Origin of the sequence: Intestinimonas sp. RTP31139st1_F5_RTP31139_211217 (assembly GCF_040226735.1) — a bacterium.
Taxonomy (GTDB): Bacteria; Bacillota; Clostridia; order Oscillospirales; family Oscillospiraceae; genus Intestinimonas; species Intestinimonas butyriciproducens.
This window is the reverse complement of sequence record NZ_JBCOAQ010000019.1, coordinates 38,815-58,930: the sequence shown is the minus strand read 5'-3', so window position 1 is coordinate 58,930 and position 20,116 is coordinate 38,815. Positions and strand designations below refer to the sequence as shown.

The 20,116-nt window shown below is 60.6% G+C and carries 18 protein-coding genes and 1 riboswitch; of the genes, 6 read left to right on the top strand and 12 right to left on the bottom strand.

Going from position 1 to position 20,116, the window contains the following annotated elements; genetic code table 11:
- Positions 1-4: 4 nt before the first annotated feature.
- Positions 5-1,270, bottom strand: coding sequence for a DNA polymerase IV (dinB, locus tag ABUA09_RS11965; RefSeq protein ID WP_279203742.1), 1,266 nt, complete (start codon positions 1,268-1,270; stop codon positions 5-7).
- A 142-nt stretch (positions 1,271-1,412) separates the two neighbouring features.
- Positions 1,413-2,102: an ECF transporter S component gene (locus ABUA09_RS11960; RefSeq protein WP_242976547.1), complete on the bottom strand. Its 690-nt coding sequence runs from the start codon at positions 2,100-2,102 to the stop codon at positions 1,413-1,415.
- Positions 2,103-2,228: 126 nt separating this feature from the next.
- Positions 2,229-2,373: riboswitch (FMN riboswitch) on the bottom strand.
- A 167-nt stretch (positions 2,374-2,540) separates the two neighbouring features.
- Here ABUA09_RS11960 and ABUA09_RS11955 point away from each other — a divergent pair.
- Entirely contained in the window at positions 2,541-3,050 is a 510-nt protein-coding gene (locus tag ABUA09_RS11955) for an SLOG family protein (RefSeq protein ID WP_075704135.1), read from the top strand.
- Positions 3,051-3,136: 86 nt separating this feature from the next.
- Here ABUA09_RS11955 and ABUA09_RS11950 read toward each other — a convergent pair whose 3' ends face one another.
- The 9 genes from ABUA09_RS11950 to ABUA09_RS11910 all read right to left on the bottom strand — a co-directional run bounded on the left by ABUA09_RS11950 (position 3,137) and on the right by ABUA09_RS11910 (position 12,365).
- Positions 3,137-5,641 (bottom strand): ATP-dependent Clp protease ATP-binding subunit, encoded by a 2,505-nt coding sequence (locus ABUA09_RS11950; protein ID WP_195416662.1) that lies wholly within the window; start codon positions 5,639-5,641, stop codon positions 3,137-3,139.
- 220 nt (positions 5,642-5,861) lie between these two features.
- Entirely contained in the window at positions 5,862-6,581 is a 720-nt protein-coding gene (locus ABUA09_RS11945) for a CvpA family protein (protein WP_033116796.1), read from the bottom strand.
- A 45-nt stretch (positions 6,582-6,626) separates the two neighbouring features.
- Positions 6,627-7,802: a DUF5711 family protein gene (locus tag ABUA09_RS11940; protein WP_279203748.1), complete on the bottom strand. Its 1,176-nt coding sequence runs from the start codon at positions 7,800-7,802 to the stop codon at positions 6,627-6,629.
- A gap of 24 nt (positions 7,803-7,826) precedes the next feature.
- A complete protein-coding gene (gene truA, locus ABUA09_RS11935; RefSeq protein WP_033116798.1) occupies positions 7,827-8,582 on the bottom strand; it encodes a tRNA pseudouridine(38-40) synthase TruA in 756 nt (251 codons plus the stop codon).
- 11 nt (positions 8,583-8,593) lie between these two features.
- Positions 8,594-9,403 (bottom strand): energy-coupling factor transporter transmembrane component T family protein, encoded by an 810-nt coding sequence (locus ABUA09_RS11930; protein ID WP_279203750.1) that lies wholly within the window; start codon positions 9,401-9,403, stop codon positions 8,594-8,596.
- Positions 9,403-10,269: an energy-coupling factor transporter ATPase gene (locus tag ABUA09_RS11925; RefSeq protein ID WP_033116800.1), complete on the bottom strand. Its 867-nt coding sequence runs from the start codon at positions 10,267-10,269 to the stop codon at positions 9,403-9,405. Before ABUA09_RS11925 ends, ABUA09_RS11930 begins: the two co-directional genes overlap by 1 nt.
- Positions 10,270-10,345: 76 nt before the next feature.
- Complete coding sequence (locus ABUA09_RS11920; protein WP_058117956.1) at positions 10,346-10,594, bottom strand: hypothetical protein; 249 nt, start codon at positions 10,592-10,594, stop codon at positions 10,346-10,348.
- Complete coding sequence (locus ABUA09_RS11915; protein ID WP_116721976.1) at positions 10,588-11,454, bottom strand: energy-coupling factor transporter ATPase; 867 nt, start codon at positions 11,452-11,454, stop codon at positions 10,588-10,590. Before ABUA09_RS11915 ends, ABUA09_RS11920 begins: the two co-directional genes overlap by 7 nt.
- A gap of 44 nt (positions 11,455-11,498) precedes the next feature.
- The gene (locus ABUA09_RS11910; protein ID WP_279203754.1) at positions 11,499-12,365 is read right to left on the bottom strand and encodes a class I SAM-dependent methyltransferase; all 867 of its coding nucleotides are present in this window, start codon (positions 12,363-12,365) and stop codon (positions 11,499-11,501) included.
- Positions 12,366-12,526: 161 nt separating this feature from the next.
- Here ABUA09_RS11910 and ABUA09_RS11905 point away from each other — a divergent pair, with 161 nt between their 5' ends.
- The 5 genes from ABUA09_RS11905 (at position 12,527) to ABUA09_RS11885 (ending at position 18,326) form a co-directional block, all read left to right on the top strand.
- The gene (locus tag ABUA09_RS11905) at positions 12,527-13,228 is read left to right on the top strand and encodes a hypothetical protein (RefSeq protein ID WP_195615477.1); all 702 of its coding nucleotides are present in this window, start codon (positions 12,527-12,529) and stop codon (positions 13,226-13,228) included.
- Positions 13,229-13,337: 109 nt separating this feature from the next.
- Positions 13,338-14,084 carry a ClpP family protease gene (locus ABUA09_RS11900; RefSeq protein ID WP_195608684.1) on the top strand — a complete coding sequence of 249 codons (747 nt, stop codon included), beginning with the start codon at positions 13,338-13,340 and terminating at the stop codon, positions 14,082-14,084.
- A gap of 184 nt (positions 14,085-14,268) precedes the next feature.
- On the top strand, positions 14,269-15,114 hold the full coding sequence (locus ABUA09_RS11895; RefSeq protein ID WP_033116806.1) for an undecaprenyl-diphosphate phosphatase: 846 nt from the start codon (positions 14,269-14,271) through the stop codon (positions 15,112-15,114).
- A gap of 62 nt (positions 15,115-15,176) precedes the next feature.
- A complete protein-coding gene (locus tag ABUA09_RS11890; protein WP_279203759.1) occupies positions 15,177-17,873 on the top strand; it encodes an FtsK/SpoIIIE family DNA translocase in 2,697 nt (898 codons plus the stop codon).
- A gap of 3 nt (positions 17,874-17,876) precedes the next feature.
- Entirely contained in the window at positions 17,877-18,326 is a 450-nt protein-coding gene (locus ABUA09_RS11885; RefSeq protein WP_208319172.1) for a GNAT family N-acetyltransferase, read from the top strand.
- Positions 18,327-18,334: 8 nt separating this feature from the next.
- On the opposite strand, the gene ABUA09_RS11880 is transcribed toward ABUA09_RS11885, so the two are convergent.
- Positions 18,335-19,825 (bottom strand): helix-turn-helix domain-containing protein, encoded by a 1,491-nt coding sequence (locus tag ABUA09_RS11880; protein WP_208319171.1) that lies wholly within the window; start codon positions 19,823-19,825, stop codon positions 18,335-18,337.
- Positions 19,826-20,116 lie beyond the last annotated feature (291 nt).

Genomic DNA, 20,116 nt, shown 5'->3' with positions numbered 1-20,116 from the left:
CGGTTCAATGTCTATCCCTCCCCCGGCTGCCGCCCGGAGGAGGGATGCTCCCGGCGTGACCGGGAGGATGATCGATGTCCTCGCCCACTGTGGCGGCGGGAAGAATGGACGCCTTGCCATATTTGCTGCGGATCCCGTCCACCGTATGTTCCAGGCGCTCCCGCCTTTGCCGCTGGGGTGTGGTGTCGGTGCGAAACAGGTCCAGCTGCTCCGTGACCTCCCCTTCGGGGACCAGATTCTGCCCGGTGATGGTAAGGGCGCGTATAGGCACCTTGGGGTTCCAGGCCTCCCGGATGAGGGCTATCGCCGCGCGGCTGATATCCCGGGAAACATAGCTGGGAGAGCCCAGCCGTTTCTGGCGGCAGATATCCCTGAAATTTGGGTCCCGGATGGTCACCTGTACGGTGGAACATTTCAGCGCGTATTTGCGCAGGCGCATGGCCACGCTGTCTGAAAGGAGGGCTACGCCGGTGTGGATGTCCTCCCATCCCAGCAGATTGCGGCGGAACGTAATGCCGTTGCCCACGGATTTCGGGGGAGGGGACTCCCCGGCGCGGGTGACCGGACTGTGCTCCAACCCAGCGGCGTAGTCGTAGAGCTGTCCTCCCTGCTTGCCCAGTAGGCGGACCAGCCCCTCGCGGCCGAAGGCCACCAGATTGCCGATGGTGCGTACGCCATATTCCTGGAGTACCTTGTCGGCCGCACGGCCGACAAACAGGAGGTCCGTGACCGGAAGGGGCCAGACCTTGGCCGGTACGTCCGCCCGGGTGATGACCGTGGTGGCGTCGGGTTTTTTCATGTCGCTGCCCAGCTTGGCAAAGACTTTGTTGAAGGAGACGCCCACCGAGATGGTGAGGCGCTCCTCCCGGCGGACCACCGCCCGGAGCTCGTCTGCAATATCCCGTGCGTCACCGCCGAAGAGGTGCATGGAGCCGGTGATGTCCAGCCAGCTCTCGTCAATGCCGAAGGGCTCTACCAGATCGGTATAGCGCTCATAAATGGCGTTGATCCGTCGGGAGACCCGGCGGTACTCCTCATGGTGGGCGGGAAGGAGAATGAGGCCGGGACACTTTTTCCGGGCCTGCCAGATGGTCTCCGCCGTTTTGACCTGGAAGCGTTTGGCCGCTTCGTTTTTTGCCAGGATAATGCCGTGCCGGCTCTCCGGATCTCCGCATACGGCCACCGGCTTGTCCCAGAGGTCGGGCCGGTCCCGCAGCTCTACCGAGGCATAAAATCCGTTGAGATCACAGTGCAGTATGGTCCGCTCCATGGCGCTCCCTCCCCGTAAGAGTATAGCACAAAGACGAGAAGTGGTCAAACGAATGTTCTATATCAAAAAATTCCAGATAGGCAAGACAAAAACGGCGGGCCCGACTGCGGTCGGGCCCACCATTTGTGGGGAGCTGCATTTTTCAGATGACGTCCATCAGAACCAGCGCCAGCAGGACAAAGGTGGCCATCAGGGCCAGGGAGAAGAGCAGATAGCCCGCGCTGGAGCGCCGGGGCTGAGAGTGCTCGGAGGCCGGGATCAGATTGGCGCGGCGCAGGGCGGTGACCACGGGCTTATAGAGCAGAAGGGTAGTGGCCATGTTCATGCCGCCCTTGACCAGATTGAAGGGGAGGAAGACAGGCACCAGCATGGCGGCCACAGCTTCCCGCGGCAGGCCCTGATAGATGGGGGTGATGAGGTAATTCCACAGCAGCATCACGCCCGTCAGCATCAGTACGCCCAGCCCCAGCCCCAGGATTGCGCCCCGCATGGTGTGGCGGCGCTTATAGACGAAAGAAGCGGTGCAGCAGAAGCTGCAGGTGGCCAGCACGTTCATGACGAAGCCGATGGGACCGGTATGGCTGATGGTGACCATCTCCACGAAGGCCACCACAATGGACACCGCGGCGGCGGCCACAGGGCCAAAGGTAAAGCCGCCGATGCAGATGATGACATCCTTGAAATCGAAATCCAGGAAACCGTTGACACTGGGTAGCAGCTTGGAGAGCAGCATCACCACATAGGCGATGGCAGAGAGCATGGCCAGGGTGGTGACCGTCCTGGTGTTCATTGCGGGACGGGCGCTGGTTTTGGTCAGGGTGGGTTCGGACATAAAAATATGCGCTCCTTTCAGGCGCGGCCTTTTCTCCCGGCCGCGCCCCCATGTAGTAGAAAACACCTGAAAGACGGAATGTCTTCCAGGTGTTAAAAACAAACATGGGGAAAGGTGCGCGTTTTAACACATCTTCTTCCATCCAGACTTCGCGCCGCCGATTCAAAGCGCGTCACTGTCGGTCCCGGAGTTCCACCGGATCAACTGTGCAGAAACACAGGTCGCGGACTATACCGCCGATCGGGATTTTCACCCTGCCCTGAAGACATTTTCGATTCAGTTGTTTTCTCTTCCTTTATTATACATGGGTCCGGCAAAAATGCAACCCCCTTTTTTGTATTTTTGAAAAACAAATGTTCGATAAACATTGACTTGCCAGCTGGGATATACTAGAATAAAAGAAACAAAACAAGGGCGGGGCGCCCCGGGAGGTATGATGTGAAGAGAGAGCAGAGCTGCTGTTTTACCGGCCACAGGCCGGACAAACTTCCATGGGGGGAGAATGAGTCCGATCCCCGTTGTCTGGCGCTGAAAAGGCGGCTGGAGGGGGAATTGACGCAGGTATACAATCGTGGGTACCGACATTTCATCTGTGGTATGGCCCGGGGGTGTGACCTCTACTTCTGCGAGGCCGTGCTGGAGCTGCGGAGCCGCCGTCCGGGCATCACGCTGGAGGCCGCCATCCCTTGTGAGGAGCAGGCGGCCCGCTGGCGGGAGCGGGACCGGAGCCGCTATTTCAGACTGATGGAGCAGTGCGATTTTGAGACCATGGTCCAGCACCGGTACACCTCCGGCTGTATGCAGCGCCGGGACCGGTACATGGTCGACCACGCCGGACTTTTGATCGCAGCCTACGACGGCATGACGCTGGGCGGGACCATGTATACCCTGACCTATGCCATGCGGCAGGGGCTGGAGACCCTGATCCTGGATATCGAACGAAAATAGCAAGAGGGCCACGGACCTTATGATCCGGGGCCCTCTTTCACACAAGTGAAAGACCGCTGGGCCGTGCGCCACGCGGAAAGAGCTGGTTACAGCGCCAACAGTTCGATTTTACTGTCATTGGCGGAGGCCTTTAACTGGGTAATGGGGGACATATAACTCTCGATGATCTTGGTGGCGATGGGGTCCTCCAAGTCCTTTTGAACCTGCCGGCGCAGGTTTCGGGCGCCGTAAGCCACCGAGTAGGAGGTCTTGACCAAGTGCTCCAGCACGCTCTCGTCCCAGGAGAAGGAAATCCCCTTCTCCCTGAGGTTATCGGTGAGCTCGCCCAGCATGATCCGGGCGATGGACTTGAAGTTCCCCTCCGTAAGGCGGTTGAAATAGACCACTTCATCCACGCGGTTGATGAACTCAGGACGCAGGAAGCCCTCCAGAGCTTTCATGGCCTTGTCCTTGCCCTGCTCATTGGCGGTGCGGCCAAAGCCCAGGGACCCCATGCCCTTGTCGCTGCCGGCGTTGGAGGTCATGACGATGACAGTATTCTCAAAGTTCACCACACGCCCCTGGGCGTCGGTGATATGACCGTCGTCCAGGATCTGGAGCATGATGTTGAGGACATCCGGGTGCGCCTTCTCAATTTCGTCAAAGAGAATGACGCAGTAGGGCTTGCGGCGCACCTTTTCGGTCAGCTGGCCGGCCTCGTCGTAGCCTACATAGCCCGGAGGAGAGCCGATGATACGGCTGACGGCGAATTTCTCCATAAACTCCGACATATCCAAACGGATGAGAGATTCGGGGGAATTGAACATATCCTGTGCCAGGCGCTTGACCAGCTCGGTTTTTCCCACGCCGGTGGAGCCTACAAAGATGAAGGAGACAGGCTTGCGCTTGGAGGCGATGCCCACCCGGCCGCGGCGGATGGCGTTGGCCACCTCATGGACGGCTTCGTCCTGGCCGATGATATGGGTTTTGAGCCGCGCCTCTAGGTGGGCCAGGCGTTCGTATTCCTGCTCCTGGATCTGGCTGGCGGGGATCTTGGTCCACAGCTCGATGACCCGGGCCAGGTTTTCCACCGTGAGGGCGGGGGTGCACTGGTCGGCCAGACCGTCTTTCTCTGCGCTGAGCTGGAGCTCCTGGCTCTTCAGTACAGCCAGCCTTTGGTAGGCGCGCTCGCTGTTGGCCCGCTCCAGGTTGGATTTTTCCTGTGCCACCAGATTGAGCTGCTGCTGGAGCTCCGTCAGCTTGGCCTGCCGGAGCTCGGGCTCGGCGTCGTTGGGGGTGGAGTCCAGCTTTTCCTTCTGCTGGAGAAGGGTGGTCTCCCTGCGGCGGAGTTTGTCAAAGGCTTCGCCGGATTTGTCATTGGCGGCCGCCAGCATGACCTCCCGCTCTTTGGCGATGTCGGCAAGCTCCTTGTCGATCTGCATGACCCGGGTGAGGGCCTTGTTGTGGAGGTTTACGTCGGAGCTGGCCTCGTCGATGAGGTCAATGGCCTTGTCGGGGAGGAAGCGGTCCGTGATGTACCGCTCGGACATCGTAACGGCCAGACGGCACATTTCGGGGGAGATGGTCACATGGTGGTAGTTCTCATAGTAGGGGGCGATACCCTTGAGGATGGCCACGGAGTCCTCAAGGGAGGGTTCATCCACCATAACAGGCTGGAAACGCCGCTCCAGGGCGGAATCCTTCTCAATGTATTTGCGATACTCGGTAAGGGTAGTGGCGCCGATGACCTGGATCTCGCCCCGGGAGAGGGCGGGCTTGAGGATATTGGCTGCGCTCATGGAGCCCTCGGCATCGCCGGCGCCCACCAGATTGTGGACCTCGTCGATGACCAGGATGATGTTGCCCAGCTTCTTGATCTCCTCAATGAGTCCTTTCATCCGGCTCTCGAACTGCCCACGGAACTGGGTGCCCGCCACCAGAGAGGTGAGGTCCAGCAAATAGACCTCCTTGTCCAACAGCTTGTAGGGGACGTTCCGCTCCGCGATGCGCAGGGCAAGCCCCTCGGCAATAGCGGTCTTGCCCACGCCGGGCTCGCCGATGAGGCAGGGGTTGTTTTTCTGACGGCGATTCAGGATCTGGACCACCCGCTCCAGCTCGGAGTCGCGGCCGACGATACGGTCCAGCTTGCCCTCCTGGGCGCGGTTGGTGAGGGAGATACAGTAATTCTCCAAGAATTTCCGTTTGGGCGCGCGGTCCTTGCCCGGCTTTTCCTCCCGCTGCTGGCGGGTCTGTTCCCCGCCGGGAGCGGGGCCGCCGGAGTCGGCGGGCGGCTGCCCGCCGAAAAGCTTATTGAGAAAGGGGAACGTGGCGGTCCGGCCCTCGTCGTCCTCATCGGGATCGCCGTCCTCCTGGGGGAGAAGACCCTCCATACCCTCAGCGCCGCCAAAAGCCGACATCATCTCGTTGGTGAGACCTTCCAGGTCCTCGTCGTTGATGCCCATCTTCTGCATCATATCTTCCACGGGCTTGATTCCCAGTTCCTTGGCGCACTTGAGGCAGAGACCCTCGTTTTTGGTCTCTCCGCCCTCGATGCGTGTGACGAAAATCACGGCCACGTTTTTATGGCATCGGGAACAAAGTGTAGGCTGCATTTTGTTACTCCTTTTGGAGGATGGGTCGCACTGCATACACCCTCCAGTGTAGCTAAAGTAGCATGGAATTGTGAACTAGTGATGAATTTCGTGTGAAAACATTTAGGGTATGTTTGAGAACCGGGACAATGGCCGGCTGCCGGACATTTTGACCGACGGGCAGTCTGGGAGCGGGAAAGGACCCGTCGATCGGATGCGCTCACAGGTCTTGAACAAGGGATCAAGCCGCGCGGGCGCCCAAAATCAAGGCCACCGGATTGGTGGTGAGGAAGAACTTGAGAAGGGTGGTCTGCTCCACCGTCTCCTCGGGGATGATGTGTCCCAGGTAGCGTATCACCCACGCACACAGGAAGAGAATGGCGCAGCCCTTGACGAGGCCCAGGAGCGCCCCTCCGGTCTTATTGAGAAAATGGAGGCCGGGGAGGCGGGCGACCAGATCCAGGGCGTGGCTGAACACGGTCCAGGCCACCAGGACGATCACAAAGCCGGCGACAAAGAGGATCATGTAGGCCACCGTTTCGGCGATGGAAGCGGCCACGGCGGCGGCCGTGCTGGCGGCCACGTCGGTCATGCCCTGCTCCACCGCCTTGTCGATGGCGTCCACCGCGCTCTGATAGAGCCCCATATCCTTGAGGATATCCAGGATGTCTGCGAGGGGAACGTCAACAGATGCCTCGGGGAGCGCGCCGTCGGAGGAGGGAAGGGCCGCCTGCATCTGCTCCTCCAGCCGGGATTCGATGGCGGAGGCAAATTTGGGTTCCAGGTAGTCGGCCACCTTGGGGGCCAGAAGATCAGCAAGAAAGTTGCCGCCGATGAAGGCCACCAGGACGGCAACCAGGCCGCACAGGGAGAGCAGGAGACCGCGGGACGCCCCGTGGAGGGCGAAACCGGCGAGGATGAGCAGGATAACGACGTCAAAGAGGATCGCAGTGGTTGTCATGATTACACCTCGGTATCGATCGAAAGGGGAAGGAACTGGGACGGATCAGCCCGGAATATAGAGCCGGGCGGTCTCGCCGCCCACCAGAAAGGCGGTACCGTCGCTGCGGAGGACCACGCTGCGGGCGCCCATGGTATTTTCCAGCGCGTCATAGAGCTGAAGATCTTTGGTATAGAGGGTGAGCCCTGCCGCGGTGAGCACCGCCACATAGCGGCCGGAGGCGTCCAGGTCCAGCACCTGGTCCTCCAGGTCCAGAGAGGCCAGCTCCTGGCCGTCAGCGCCCACTGTGACCAGCGCGGCGCCGCTGCCGGCACGGTATTTACCCAGCAGCAGGGCGGAAAAGCCATCGCCCTCCAGGGCGTAGTCCTTGAGGTAGCGCCCGGCATAGTCGTAGTGTACGGCGGCGGAACCGTCGGCCCGGGCCACGGAGAGACTGCTCTCACCCAACGCCCAAAAGGCGGAGCCGTCGGCACGGAGGTCCAGAATGGCGTTGTTGCCCAGAGAATAGGAGGCGAAGGGGACGTCGCCATCCAGCGCATAGAGATCCAGACCGCTTTCAAATACGTCCTCATTCTGTCCCACGGTGAGTACGGCCACGGTCTTGCCGTCGTCGGAGAGGAGGCCGTCAGTCACAAACCGGGTGGAAATCCGGATGCCCACCACCGGATGTCCGCCGCTGCTGTAAACGGTGACCACGCCCTTATAGCCGGACTCCCGGGTGGTGACCGCGAAGGAGCCGCCGGGGCCCATTCGGGCGGAGAGGATCTCGTGTCCCTGCTCCGTGTTCAAGACGAAGGAAGTGGAGCGGTCCTCGTAAGTATGGAGAACATTGCCGCCCGTGTCATAGATCAGCGCGGCCGAGCCGCAGGTATCCGCCACGGGCCTGTTGAGGGTGAGGGATTCATTGAGGTATTCAACGCCGCCGGAGGAGTAGAGCCGCACCCCGGCAGTGGACCATACCAACAGATCGTCTCCCACCCGGGAATAACCGCCCTTGCCCGCGCTGTCGTACTGGAAGGACTCAGTCTGGCCCGAATCGCTCTTCTCCAGAGAGCGGTAGACGAACCACCGCCTGATGGAATCGAAGTTCAGCCTGTCACGGTAGACCACCGCCGCTACCGCGCCCAGCAGAAGGGCCAGTGTGACCAGAAAGGCCAGCAGGCGGACAAAAATGTTCGGTTTTTTTTTCGGTGCCGGAGGGACCGGCTTCAGCTCTTCCATGTTATGCGCTCCTGTGCGGCGGGATTACAGTACGTCTTCGTCGTACCACAGTTGGGTCATATAGAGTCCGCCGGGTGGGACGGTGGGGCCGGCGGCGGTCCGATTCCTGCTTTCCAGGATGGCGCTCACGTCCTCGGGGGCAAACTTGCCCTCGGCGGCGTAAACGCAGGTACCCACCATAGCCCGCACCATATTGTAGAGGAACCCGTTGGCACATACCCGGCACTCGATGAGATCGCCGGTGCGGGTGATGTTGAAGTAGTGGACGGTGCGCACCGGGGACCTGACCTCGGTGCCCACAGCGCGGACGGCGGAAAAGTCGTGGGTGCCCACAAAGCAGTCCGCAGCGCGCTGCATGATGGATTCGTCCAGATGTTTGGGATAGAACCAGGCTCGGTTGACATAAAAAGCATTTCCCAGCCTGGAGTTATAGATGCGGTAGGTGTACTCCTTCCTGAGACAGGACCCAATGGCGTTGAAATGCTCCGGTACCTCGGTGGCCTTAACCACCACGATATCGTCGGGAAGACGGGTGTTCACCGCCAGAGGGATGCGGTCCGTGGGAATGGAGGAACGGGTGTGGAAATTGGCGATATACACCTCCGCATGGACGCCGGCGTCCGTGCGCCCCGCCCCGGTACACTTGACGGGGTGGCACACCACCGTGGAGAGGGCCTTTTCCAGCGTCTCGGCCACGGAGACGGCGTTCTTCTGCACCTGCCAGCCGTGGTAGGCGGTGCCCACGTACATCAATTTCAGGGCAATATTTCTCTCCTGCATGGCGCCTCCCGTCAAAAAAGCGTCGTGCGGCGCAGCAGGATGACGACGGCCACCAGGACGGCGCTCCCCACCAGGGTGAGATAATCCCGCGCCTCGAACTTGAGTTGACGCAGGCGGGTGCGGCCCTCACCGCCGTGGTAGCAGCGGCACTCCATGGCCACGGCCAGTTCGTCGGCCCGCCGGAAGGCAGAGATAAAGAGGGGGACCAGCAGGGGGACCAGGGCTTTGGCCTTCTGGAGGAGGTTTCCGGTGTCGAAGTCGGCGCCCCGCGCCTTTTGGGCGGACATGATCTTGTCGGTCTCCTCGATCAGGGTGGGGATGAACCGGAGGGCGATGGACATCATCATACTCAGCTCATGGACGGGGACCCGAACCTTTTTGAGGGGGCCCAGCAGCTTTTCCAGGCCGTCGGTGAGCATGATGGGAGAGGTGGTATAGGTGAGCAGGAAGGTGCAGGTGATGAGAAGGGTGATGCGCAGGATCATGAAGAAAGCGGCCCACAGACCCTCCACGGTGATCTTCAGAAACTTCCACTGCCAAATGGGGGCGCCGGGAGTGTAGAAGATATTGAGGATGGCGGTGAGCACGATGATGAAAAGGATCGGCTTCATGCCACGCAGAATGGTCTTGAGGTGCACTTTGGAGACGGCGATGGCGCAGGCCAGTACCGCCAGAAGGAGCCCATAGGCCAGAAGTCCCTTGGCGGTGAAGAGGGCCACGATATAGAGCACCACGAAGAGCAGCTTGGTCCTGGGGTCCAGCTTGTGGATGACGGTGGAGCCAGGGAAGTATTGGCCCAGTGTAATGTCCTTCAGCGCCATTACCTCGCCCCCTTTCGGGCCAGGCAGTCGCGAACGGCGGCCTTGGCCTGCTCGATGGTATAGACGGAGGGATCGACGTCTACGCCCATGGCCTTGAGCCGGTGGAAGACCCGGGTCACCTGGGGAACGCCCAGACCCATCGCTTCCAGCTCATCCCCGTGAGCAAAGACCTCTCTGGGCGGGCCGGAGAAGGGGATACGCCCGCCGCTGACCACGACCAGGCGGTCCACAGTGCGGGCCACCTCCTCCATGGAGTGGGAGACCAGGATAATGGTGGCGTTTTTGGCCCTGTGATAGTCGCGGATGTTGCCCAGAATGGATTCCACGCCCACAGGGTCCAGACCGGCGGTGGGCTCGTCCAGCACCAAAACGGCGGGCTCCATGGCGATGACGCCGGCAATGGCGACCCGGCGCTTCTGGCCGCCGGAGAGCTCGAAGGGGGACTTTTCCAGCACCGGGTCGGCAAGCCCCACAAAGGCTGCGGCGTCCCGGACCCGACGGTCAATCTCCGCCTCGTCAAGCCCCATGTTGCGGGGGCCGAAGGAGATATCCTTGTAAACCGTCTCCTCAAAGAGCTGGTACTCCGGATACTGAAAGACCAAGCCTACCTGAAAGCGGGTCTGGCGGGTGCGCTCCTTGGTCTCCCAGATGTCGCGCCCTTCGAAGAGGACCCGGCCCGAGGTGGGCTTCAGCAGGGCGTTCAAATGCTGGATCAGAGTGGACTTGCCGGAACCCGTCCGGCCGATGATGCCGAGATATTCCCCGCGGTAGGCGGTGAAGTCCACATCCACCAGGGCGCCGTGCTCGAAAGGGGTGCCGGCGGAGTAGATGTGGCTGAGCTTTTCCGTCTGAATGATCGCTTCCAAAGGAAATCAGTCCTAACGTTATAGTGGTGCACGCCCGGATATGGGTCGCGCCCTAGAACGAGAAAATGCGCAGTGGTTACGGTTGTTCCAATTGATTCACGCATTCACGCAGAGAGGAGATTTGGGCTTCCAAGAGGCGGACACGCCGCCAAAGAGCGGCGATAAGCCCGCCGACAGCGGTGAGAATCAGGCTGAAGAATATCCTGGCGCCTAGGGAGAGATAGAGTTCAAAGGTGTAGCCGCAAATGGTAAATACAAATATAAATGTTAGAAAAAGGATAATACAAATTCCGGCCAGCGGGTGAAAGCTTGGGTCGCTTAGCATGGGGGATTCGCTCCTTCCTTCTCCAGAAGGCGATATAGCGCCTGGGCACACTCTTCGTCGGAGAGGGCGTCCAGGGGCAGCGCCAGCCCCTCCTGCCGGAGTTCATAGCACAGCTCCACCGTCTCGGGGACGGTGAGCCCCACGGCCTTAAGGCCCTCCACGTCGGCAAAGACCTCTTTGGGTGTGCCGTCCGCCACCACATGGCCGCCGGCCATGACCACCAGGCGGTCTGCCTGGGCGGCCTCGTCCATATGGTGGGTGATGAGGACCACCGTGACGCCGGCCCTCCGGTTGAGCTGCTTGACGGTATCCATGACCTCTTTGCGGCCCACGGGGTCCAGCATGGCGGTGGGCTCATCCAGCACGATGCAGCGGGGGCGCATGGCGATGACGCCGGCAATGGCGACCCGCTGCTTTTGGCCGCCGGAGAGCAGATGGGGGGCATGCTCCCGAAATTCATACATACCCACCGCCTTCAGCGCGTCGTCCACGCGCCGGCGGATCTCGGCGGGGGGGATGCCGAGGTTTTCGGGGGCGAAAGCCACGTCCTCCTCCACCACGTTGGCGACGATCTGGTTATCCGGGTTTTGAAAGACCATACCCACCGTGCGGCGGATATCCAGCAGCAGATTGTCGTCGGCGGTATCCATGCCGCTGACAAATACCTTGCCGCCGGACGGCAGCAAAATGGCGTTCATATGCTTGGCCAATGTGGACTTGCCGGAGCCGTTATGCCCCAGCACGGCGACAAAGGACCCCTCCTCGATCTCCAGATTCACGCCGTCCAGCACCACGGGGGAGACGCCTTCGGCAGTGGTGTAGGAGAAGTGAAGGTCCTGTGTTTGAATGATACTGCCCATAAAAAGACTCCTTTGATGGAATGGGGACCTGCCGGATATGCAGCCTAGCGGTCGGCCACCCAGCGCCCGGTGGCCCCGGCTGGAAGGACCAGGCCGCTGTCGGTAACGGGGAGCCCCAGCTCACCGCTGTCGGTATGGCCGCCGTGGCGCTTTGTGACCACCGTTTCCAAAATATAGGTGAGCACCGACGGAGCAAGCCCTGTGGTGTAGGAGTTGATCAGAAAGAAAAGGGGCTCTTTGGAGAGTACGCCCGCCACCAACTCCACAAAGGGATAGAGGTTGTCCTCCAGCTTCCAGACCTCGCCGGAAGGGCCGCGCCCATAGGAGGGGGGGTCCATGATGACGGCATCGTACCGTCGGCCCCGTCGAATCTCACGCTCTACAAACTTGCCGCAGTCGTCGATGATCCAGCGGATGGGCGCGCCCTCCAAGCCGGAGAGCTTGGCGTTCTCACGGGCCCAGCTCACCATGCCCTTGGCGGCGTCCACATGGCACACCGAGGCCCCCGCGGCCGCGCAGGCCACGGTGGCTCCGCCGGTATAGGCAAAAAGATTGAGCACGGAGATGGGGCGGTTTGCCTTGCGGATGCGCTCCATGCAGAAATCCCAGTTGGCGGCCTGCTCAGGGAAAAGGCCGGTGTGCTTGAAGTTCATGGGTTTGACCTGAAAGGTGAGGTCCCGATAAGCGATCTTCCACTGCTGGGGCACATCCTTCTTTTCCCACTGGCCGCCTCCGGTGGAGGAACGGGCATATCGGGCGTCGGGACGGCGCCACAGCGGGTCCTCTCTGGCAGTGTCCCAGATGGCCTGGGGATCGGGCCGCACCAGGATGCAGTCGCCCCATCGCTCCAGCTTTTCCCCTCTGCCGCAGTCGATGAGCTCATAGTCGCGCCATTTATCCGAGAGCCACATACCTCTGGTCCTCCCTGTTTCCATGCAAATCGCTTGATTATATCATAAAAAAAGGAGGGGGTCAATTCTTACCGCAACGAGGAAATCCCGCAGAAAACATTGAGTTGGGGCGGGAAATGTGGTAAAATAGCAAAATCAGAAGAAACGGGAGGTAACGTCCTATGAATCCAGCCGAAAACTCCTTTCGGACCGCCGTTGTGGGCGGGTTTAACCGTCAGGACGTCCTGAATTATATCGAGTCCAGCGCAAGGGAGTCCAAGGAACGGGTCGCCGCGCTGCAAAAAGAGGCGGAGGAGGCCAAACAGGCCGGAGAGGCTGCCCGCAGAGAGGCCGATGCCGCCAAGGGGCGCGAGGATGTGCTGAAGCGGGACCTGGAGCGGCTGCAGAAGGCGGAGGCAGAAAAGAGCGCCTCTCTGGAGAGCGCCCAGTCCGATCTGGAGCAGGTGCGCCGGGAGTTGGCGGAGCTGCGGGAAGCACTGGGTGCCCTTAAGGACAAGGCGGCCCGGTGGGAGAGCGGCGCGAAGGCCTATGCGGAGCTCAAGGACCGCACCGCCACCATTGAGCTGGAGGCCCACCAGAGGGCCAGGGCCATCGAGAGCCAGGCCGAGGAAAAGGCGAAAAAGGTCCGTACGGCGGCGGAACAGATCCTGTATAAAGTGCAGGCGGGCTACGGACGCCTGCGGGGAGATGTGGATGCCACCATTACCCATGCCTCCGGCGAGATGGACCGGGTGGACAGGGCGCTGGAGCAGGTGCGCGCCGAGTTTGCTGAGCACGACGCGGCACTGGAGCGTCTCCTCCAGTCCTGCCGGGAGTGTACCGGCTGTAAGGCGCCGGAGCCCCTTCCTCTGGAGGACAAGTAGCGCTGAAAGGGCGGGCCGAAAAACGGCCCGCCCTTTTCATAGACCGCCAGCGGTTATTTTTTCGCAAAACGGTACAAACTGACCCAAATGAGATTTGGGAGGTTTTTCTATGGACGAGACCAGACAGAGGCAGGAGACCGGGGGAGAGGACGCCGAGGAGCGAGACAGCCGGCAGCAGCAGATCGTGGATATGGGCTCCGCCACCATCAAAACGGAAAAGGGGACCATCCACACGCTCACCATTGTGGGACAGATCGAGGGGCACCAGATCCTGCCCCCCACCAGCAAATCCACAAAATATGAACATGTCATGCCCTTGCTGGCCTCGGTGGAGGAGAGCGACGAGGTGGACGGACTGCTTATCCTGCTCAACACGGTGGGGGGAGACATTGAGGCGGGGCTTGCCATTTCAGAACTCATCTCCAGCATGCGGAAGCCCACGGTCTCCTTGGTACTGGGCGGCGGGCATTCCATCGGGGTGCCCCTGGCGGTGTCGGCCAAGGTCTCCTTCATCGCGCCCTCCGCGGCCATGACCATCCACCCGGTCCGCCTGTCCGGGACGGTCATCGGTGTCAGCCAGACCTTTAACTATTTCGAACGGATCCAGGACAGGATCATCACGTTTGTCACCCGCAACAGCCGCGTGAAGCGGGAGGACTTTACGAAGCTGATGCTCCAGACGGGGGAACTGGCGGCCGACATAGGCAGCGTGATCTATGGAGAGCAGGCGGTGCAGTTGGGCCTCATCGACCGCATCGGCGGCCTTGCCGACGCGCTGGAATGCCTGCACGGCATGATCGAAGAGGAGCGGCGGGAAAAGCAGACGCCTCTGGGGTCCGGCGAAAGCCGCGTGTGAGCCCGGCGCGCGGCAGCACAGGCAGGACACGCGTGCTCCTTCGGATGGTCAGGCAGGCGGGGCCTCCCGGTCGTGTGGGAGCTCCGCATAAAATGCTGGAAATGTTTTGCCCCGTGTGGTAATATACTTTTGTATGCCCATCGGACATGTCCGGCGGGACTTTATTTACCTAGGGGGAACCGTTGTGAGTTACCTGTTTTCCGTTGCCATGGGCTTTCTTCAGGGCGTGGCGGAGTTCTTGCCCATTTCCAGCTCCGGCCACCTGGCTCTGTTCCAGTATTTTTTCGGCGGACAGAATCCGGAGGAGACCGACCTCCTCTTTACGGTGCTACTCCATTTTGGAACACTGGTGGCCGTATGCGTCTACTATTGGCGGGATGTTGTGGATATGATCCGGGAGTTTTTCTTGGGAATCGGATCTCTGTTTTCCAAAAAGGGCGGCAGGGCCGCGCCGCCCCCGCCGGCCCGTCGTCTGGTGCTGATGATCGTTGTGGCCACCCTGCCCTTGTTCGCGGTCCTGCCCGTGAAAAGCAAGGTGGAGGCTGCTTTTACCAACGTGATTTTCGTCTCCGTCGCCCTCATAGCCACCGGCTTTCTTCTGTTTTTTTCCGATCGGGTCGCACAGGGCCGAAAGACAGCCAGAACTGCGACTATAAAAGACGCGCTCTTGGTGGGCTGTGCGCAGGCGGTGGGAACTCTGCCGGGCATCTCTCGGGCCGGCTCCACCATCTCAGCCGGGATGCTCTGCGGCTTTGAGCGCAGCTTCGCCGTCCGCTTTTCCTTCCTGATGTCTCTGCCCGCCGTGTTCGGCGCCAATCTGCTGGAGCTCATCGACGTGGCAAAGGAGGGCGGCTTTCAGATGGAGCTGCTGCCCATGTACCTGGTGGGCATGGCGGTCGCCGGCGTGGTGGGATACTTTGCGATCCGGCTGGTAAACCTGCTGGCGGACAAAGGTAAATTCGGCAAATTCGCCTATTATTGCTGGGCGGTGGGCCTGATCTCCCTGGTTGCCAGCTTTTTTGTAAAATAAAGATGAAATCACAGCGCGGCCGCGGCAGATCCGCGGCCGCCGGCCCCTGAAAGGATGATTCCATGGCCTCTACACAAAAGAAGAACACGGGAGGGAAGCGCGCTGCCTCCTCTTCCGGAAAGCGGACAAGCGGCGCCACGGCCCGGAAGGGGAGCGGGGGCCGCCGGTCGTCGGCTGCGCCTCAGCCCAAGCCCATCCGCCGGGAGGTGGGGGCAGTGGTCTGTCTGCTGCTGGCCTTCTTTGCCGCCTTCGGTTATTTCAACATCAAGGCCCTCTTCATTGACCTCTTTTGCAGCCTGCTCAAGGGACTCTTCGGTTACGGCTTCTGGCTGGCGCCGCCCATGCTGGCGGTGGCCAGTTACATACTGGCCTTCCATCGGGGGCGGCCCGTACGGCTGCGGCTGTGGTGCGCCCTTCTGACCCCGCTGGTCATGGGCGCGATTCTGCACCTTTTCCTCTACAAGGGAGAATTCGCCATGGGTCTGGAGGGGATACAGGGACTTTGGACCCAAGGGCTGGAGGTCAAGTGCGGCGGTGTGGTGAGCGGTCTCATTGCCGAGACGCTGGTGCTGGTATTCAGCAGAGTTGGCGGCGGCGTCATTCTCATTTTGGGACAATGCCTGATGTTCCTGGGAGCCTTTCACCTGTCGGTGGTGGACATCGTGGATGCGGTCCGGAACCGCCCCCGTCCTGCGTACGAATACGAAGAGGAAGAGGAGGCGCCTGAGCCGAAGCCGGCGCGGCGAAAGCCGGTTCCGGTGGAGGAGCGGCGCCGCGCCGCCATTGATATCCCGGTGGACGACGGACCGGTCCCCCCGCCTGAGCGACCGCCTGAACGCCCCTTCACACCCAAAAAAGAGCGGTTTTTCAATCGGAAAGCCGGCGTGCTGCCGCCCGACCAAGTGCTGACCGGCGGAAAGCCTATGGGTGCGAAAGCGCCTGAGGCGGTGCCCGAGACGCCGCCCCCCGCGTCCGAGGAGGCGGGAATCGAGGTGCAGCCGATCCCTGTGCCGGAACCCGCAGCCGCTGAGCCCCCAGCGCCTGTTCAGGCCGAACCGGAGGTCCCTCTGATGCCGGAGATCGAGCGGGAACCGGCCGTGGAGAAGGTGACGCCCAAGGAGGCGCGGGCGGCGGCGGCCGAGGTGAGCCGGGACATTGAAAAAGGCATGGTGGAGGCTGTGCCTGCGGCCTACCAGTATCCGCCGGTCTCTCTGCTGACGGAGGGCGGTGGCGAGGTGGGGACCAGCGCGCAGAATGAGCTGAAAATGAACCAGGAGCGGCTGTCCGATACGATCCGCTCTTTCGGCATCGAGGCGAGGATTTCAGACGTGACCCGCGGCCCCTCGGTCACCCGGTACGAGGTGGAGCTGGATCAGGGCGTCCGGCTCAACAAGCTCACCAACCTTGCCGACGACATTGCCCTGGCGCTGGGGGCCACCGGCGTGCGCATCGCCCCCATCCCGGACAAGATCGCGACGGTGGGCATCGAGGTGCCCAACAAGTTGGTCTCTCCCGTCCATATCCATGAGGTCATCGACTCCAAGGCATTTCGGGATCACGCCTCCAAGGTGGCCTTTGCCGTGGGCAAGGACATCGGCGGAAACTGCATCGTAGGCAATATTGCAAAGCTGCCGCATCTGCTGATTGCCGGTACCACCGGCTCCGGTAAGTCGGTGTGTACCAACTCCCTGATCATTTCACTCCTCTACAAGGCTACGCCGGAGGAGGTCCGCCTGATCATGGTGGACCCCAAGATGGTGGAGCTCGGTATTTACAACGGGATTCCGCACCTGCTGATTCCAGTGGTCACCGATCCCAAGAAGGCGGCGGGCGCCCTGCAATGGGCGGTCAGCGAGATGATGAAGCGGTACCGGGCCTTTTCCGAGGTGGGTGTCCGGGATCTGGCGTCCTATAATGTCCACGCAGCCAAGACCGAGGGGATGGAAAAGATGCCCCAGGTGGTGGTGGTCATCGACGAGCTGGCCGACCTGATGCTGGTGGCCGCCAAGGAGGTGGAGGAATCCATCTGCCGGGTGGCCCAGATGGGCCGTGCCGCCGGAATGCACCTCATCATCGCCACCCAGCGGCCCTCCGCCGATGTCATCACCGGCCTGATGAAGGCGAACATTCCCAGCCGGATCGCCTTTGCCGTGGCCTCCGCGCTGGAGTCCCGCATCATTTTGGATACCACGGGGGCGGAAAAGCTGGTGGGCCGCGGCGATATGCTCTATTTCCCGCTGGGTTCCGGAAAGCCTCTCCGTGTCCAGGGCTGTCTCATCTCCGATGAGGAGGTGGCGTCCGTGGTGGAGTTCATCAAGAGGCAATCCACTGCCGAGTATGACGAAGAGGTCATTCACGAGATCGAGCAGCACGCCGCCGAAAAGGACAAGCAGGGCAAGGGGGTGGGAGGCTCGGCCCCCGAAGAGGTGGGAAACGACTACGATGAGCTCCTTCCTGCCGCCATTGAGGTGGTGGTAGAGACGGGGCAGGCATCGGTCTCCATGCTCCAGCGCCGCCTGAAGCTGGGCTACTCCCGCGCCGCCCGGCTGGTGGATCAGATGGAGGAGAAGGGGATCGTAGGCCCCTTTGAGGGCTCCAAGCCGCGGCAACTGCTCATTACCAAGGAGCAATGGCAGGAGATGCAGTTCAAGCAGGGGCTGGTGGACGCCGCTCCGGAGCCCGTACCGGATGAGCTGGAGTTCGAGGGGGATGCGGTGCCCCAGAGCCGGGAACTGCCTCCCTTTGATTTGGAGGATTGAGAAATGGAAGAGAGGATCGTGCCCGCCAGTGAAGCGGACGCAGAGGTGGTCCACACCGGCCTCAGAGCCTATAACGCGGGTTTCTGCGGCGATGTTCAGGACCTCTCCTTTGCTATTCGGGACGATAAGGGGACCTGTATCGCGGGGACCGATACGTTTCGGATCGGAGAACTGATTCTGGTGGATGTCCTCTGGGTGGCGGAGAGCCGCCGGGGTCAGGGGTTGGGGCAGCGGCTCCTCTCCCATGTGGAGGAGGAGGGCCGACGACAGGGGGCCAGGCGGGTAGAGCTCAACACCTTCGGATTCCAGGCGCCCGGGTTTTATGAAAAGTTGGGCTATCGGCTGATCGGAAAGGTAGAACCCAGCGTCCGGGCTTATGGGCATTACTACTACGAAAAAGACCTGAAAGCCCTGTTCCCGACATGGAAACAGGGCTTTGATGCACATCATTGACGCGGCGCTCACGTCGGAGCGCCGAATTGACGGATGGCCTCTTCTAGCTGCTGCCGGGTCTGGACCCGGTTCTGCTCTTTCAGATGCTCCTGGAAAAAGGTGGAGTGGATTTTATAGAGCATCCGGACGAAAGAGGGGTGTTCGGAGCGGTAGGGGACGAAGCAGTACCCGGTATAGACCAGAATCAGCCGCTGCCCGTTGGCCCAGAGGCAGATGTCCGGATCCATGGGAAGAAAGCTCAGCTCCAGGTTTTCGCAGGAGCGGTACAGTTCCAGCACATACCGCAGGATCGCCAGATACTGTTCCGGCGCGAAGGTAAATTTGTGGACCTTGTCCAGGAAAATGTGGGGCGCGCCGGAATTCTCGAAATTCTCCGGGGCGAGCAGCGGGAAGGTGGCAAAGACCTTGTGTTCCCGGAGAAAGTCCAGAAAGTCCCGCTCCGCCTTGGCGGCCCAGGCCGGCACGGGGACGAAGGCGTCCAGCTGCTGCGCGCACAGGGCCAGAAGCTCCGTCGGGAGGAAGGGAAGAAACAACTGCTCGCCCGCATAATAAAGCGCCTCGTGATCGGCGTAAAAGCGTGTCAGCTCCCGATGCATCGTTTGAAAGTTGAAGCGGCGGATGGGTTGCAAAGCGATTTGAGCGCAGTCGAAATGGGTGTCAAAATCGTTGGTCAGCTCGTGGACGAAGGACTCGTCGGCGTGGATGTAGGAGCTGGTATACCGGCTGCCGTAAAAGCCATAGGAGCAGATGGCCATCTGATTGTCGTAGATGCCCAGGGAATGCTGGAAGATGCTGACCTCCTTCTGCGGGATGAAGGCGATGCTCACCGTGGAGGTGTTCATGAACAAAAACGCGAATTGAAGCACGCGCAGCCGCTCCTGCTCGGTGGCGGTGGTGGGCTGAAGGATTTTGACGATGCGGAATTTTTCCGCGTAGGGGTATTCCTGAAACCGCTTTTCATAATAGCCGCAGTCGATGTTCAGATATTCATAGGGCTGGTCGCTATAAAAGCGCAGGGTGCCGCTGTCCTGCGTCCAGTATTCCACGAAGCTCAGCACCCAGGAAAGGGCCTGCTTGCGCCCCACCCGGCCAAAACGATGGGCTTCGGGCAGACTGTAGGGATCCAGAGGGGAGATCTGCCGCTGCTCATAGGTGGGGTAGGGGCGTTTGCTGGAGGATTTGCGCGGCTTTAAGTCTGGGCGGGAGGCGTTTTTATGAAAACATTCCAATACAGCCGATGTGATCTCTTCCGGCTCGGACAGTTCCTCGACCGGGAGGCTGAGCCAGGCGGCGAATTCCCTGCGCCGCAGATCGCTGTTGATGCGCTGGGCCAGAATTTCGGCGATATGGCTGACGATATCGGAAAACACCTCCGGGCGTTTGAGGCCCCGGCGCCACCGGCTGACCAGAGAGGGGTCAATGTTGGCCCTTTTGGATAACTCACTGTTGCTGATATCCGTCAGCTTCATCAGATAATCCAGCTGTTCATGAAACTGCATAACAAAACCCCTTTCAAGCGGCGGTAGCCGCGGAAAAATAAACAGAAATAAAGTAGATGCATAAGCATAATGTATCACAATCATCGGAACGCCGCAATTGTCCGGCAGGGCAATTTCCGGCAGTTGTCATTGCCAGGCAATGACAACTGCCGGATTTTTGCATTTTTAACAACATAAGCAGGAGAGTAGATGAGAAAATTCTCCGTATTTTATACTTTGCTTTCGTAAGATGAGTAGGAATGATTGTGCCCCCAAATGCTGAATTTTTACGTTTTTTAGTAAGATGAGCAG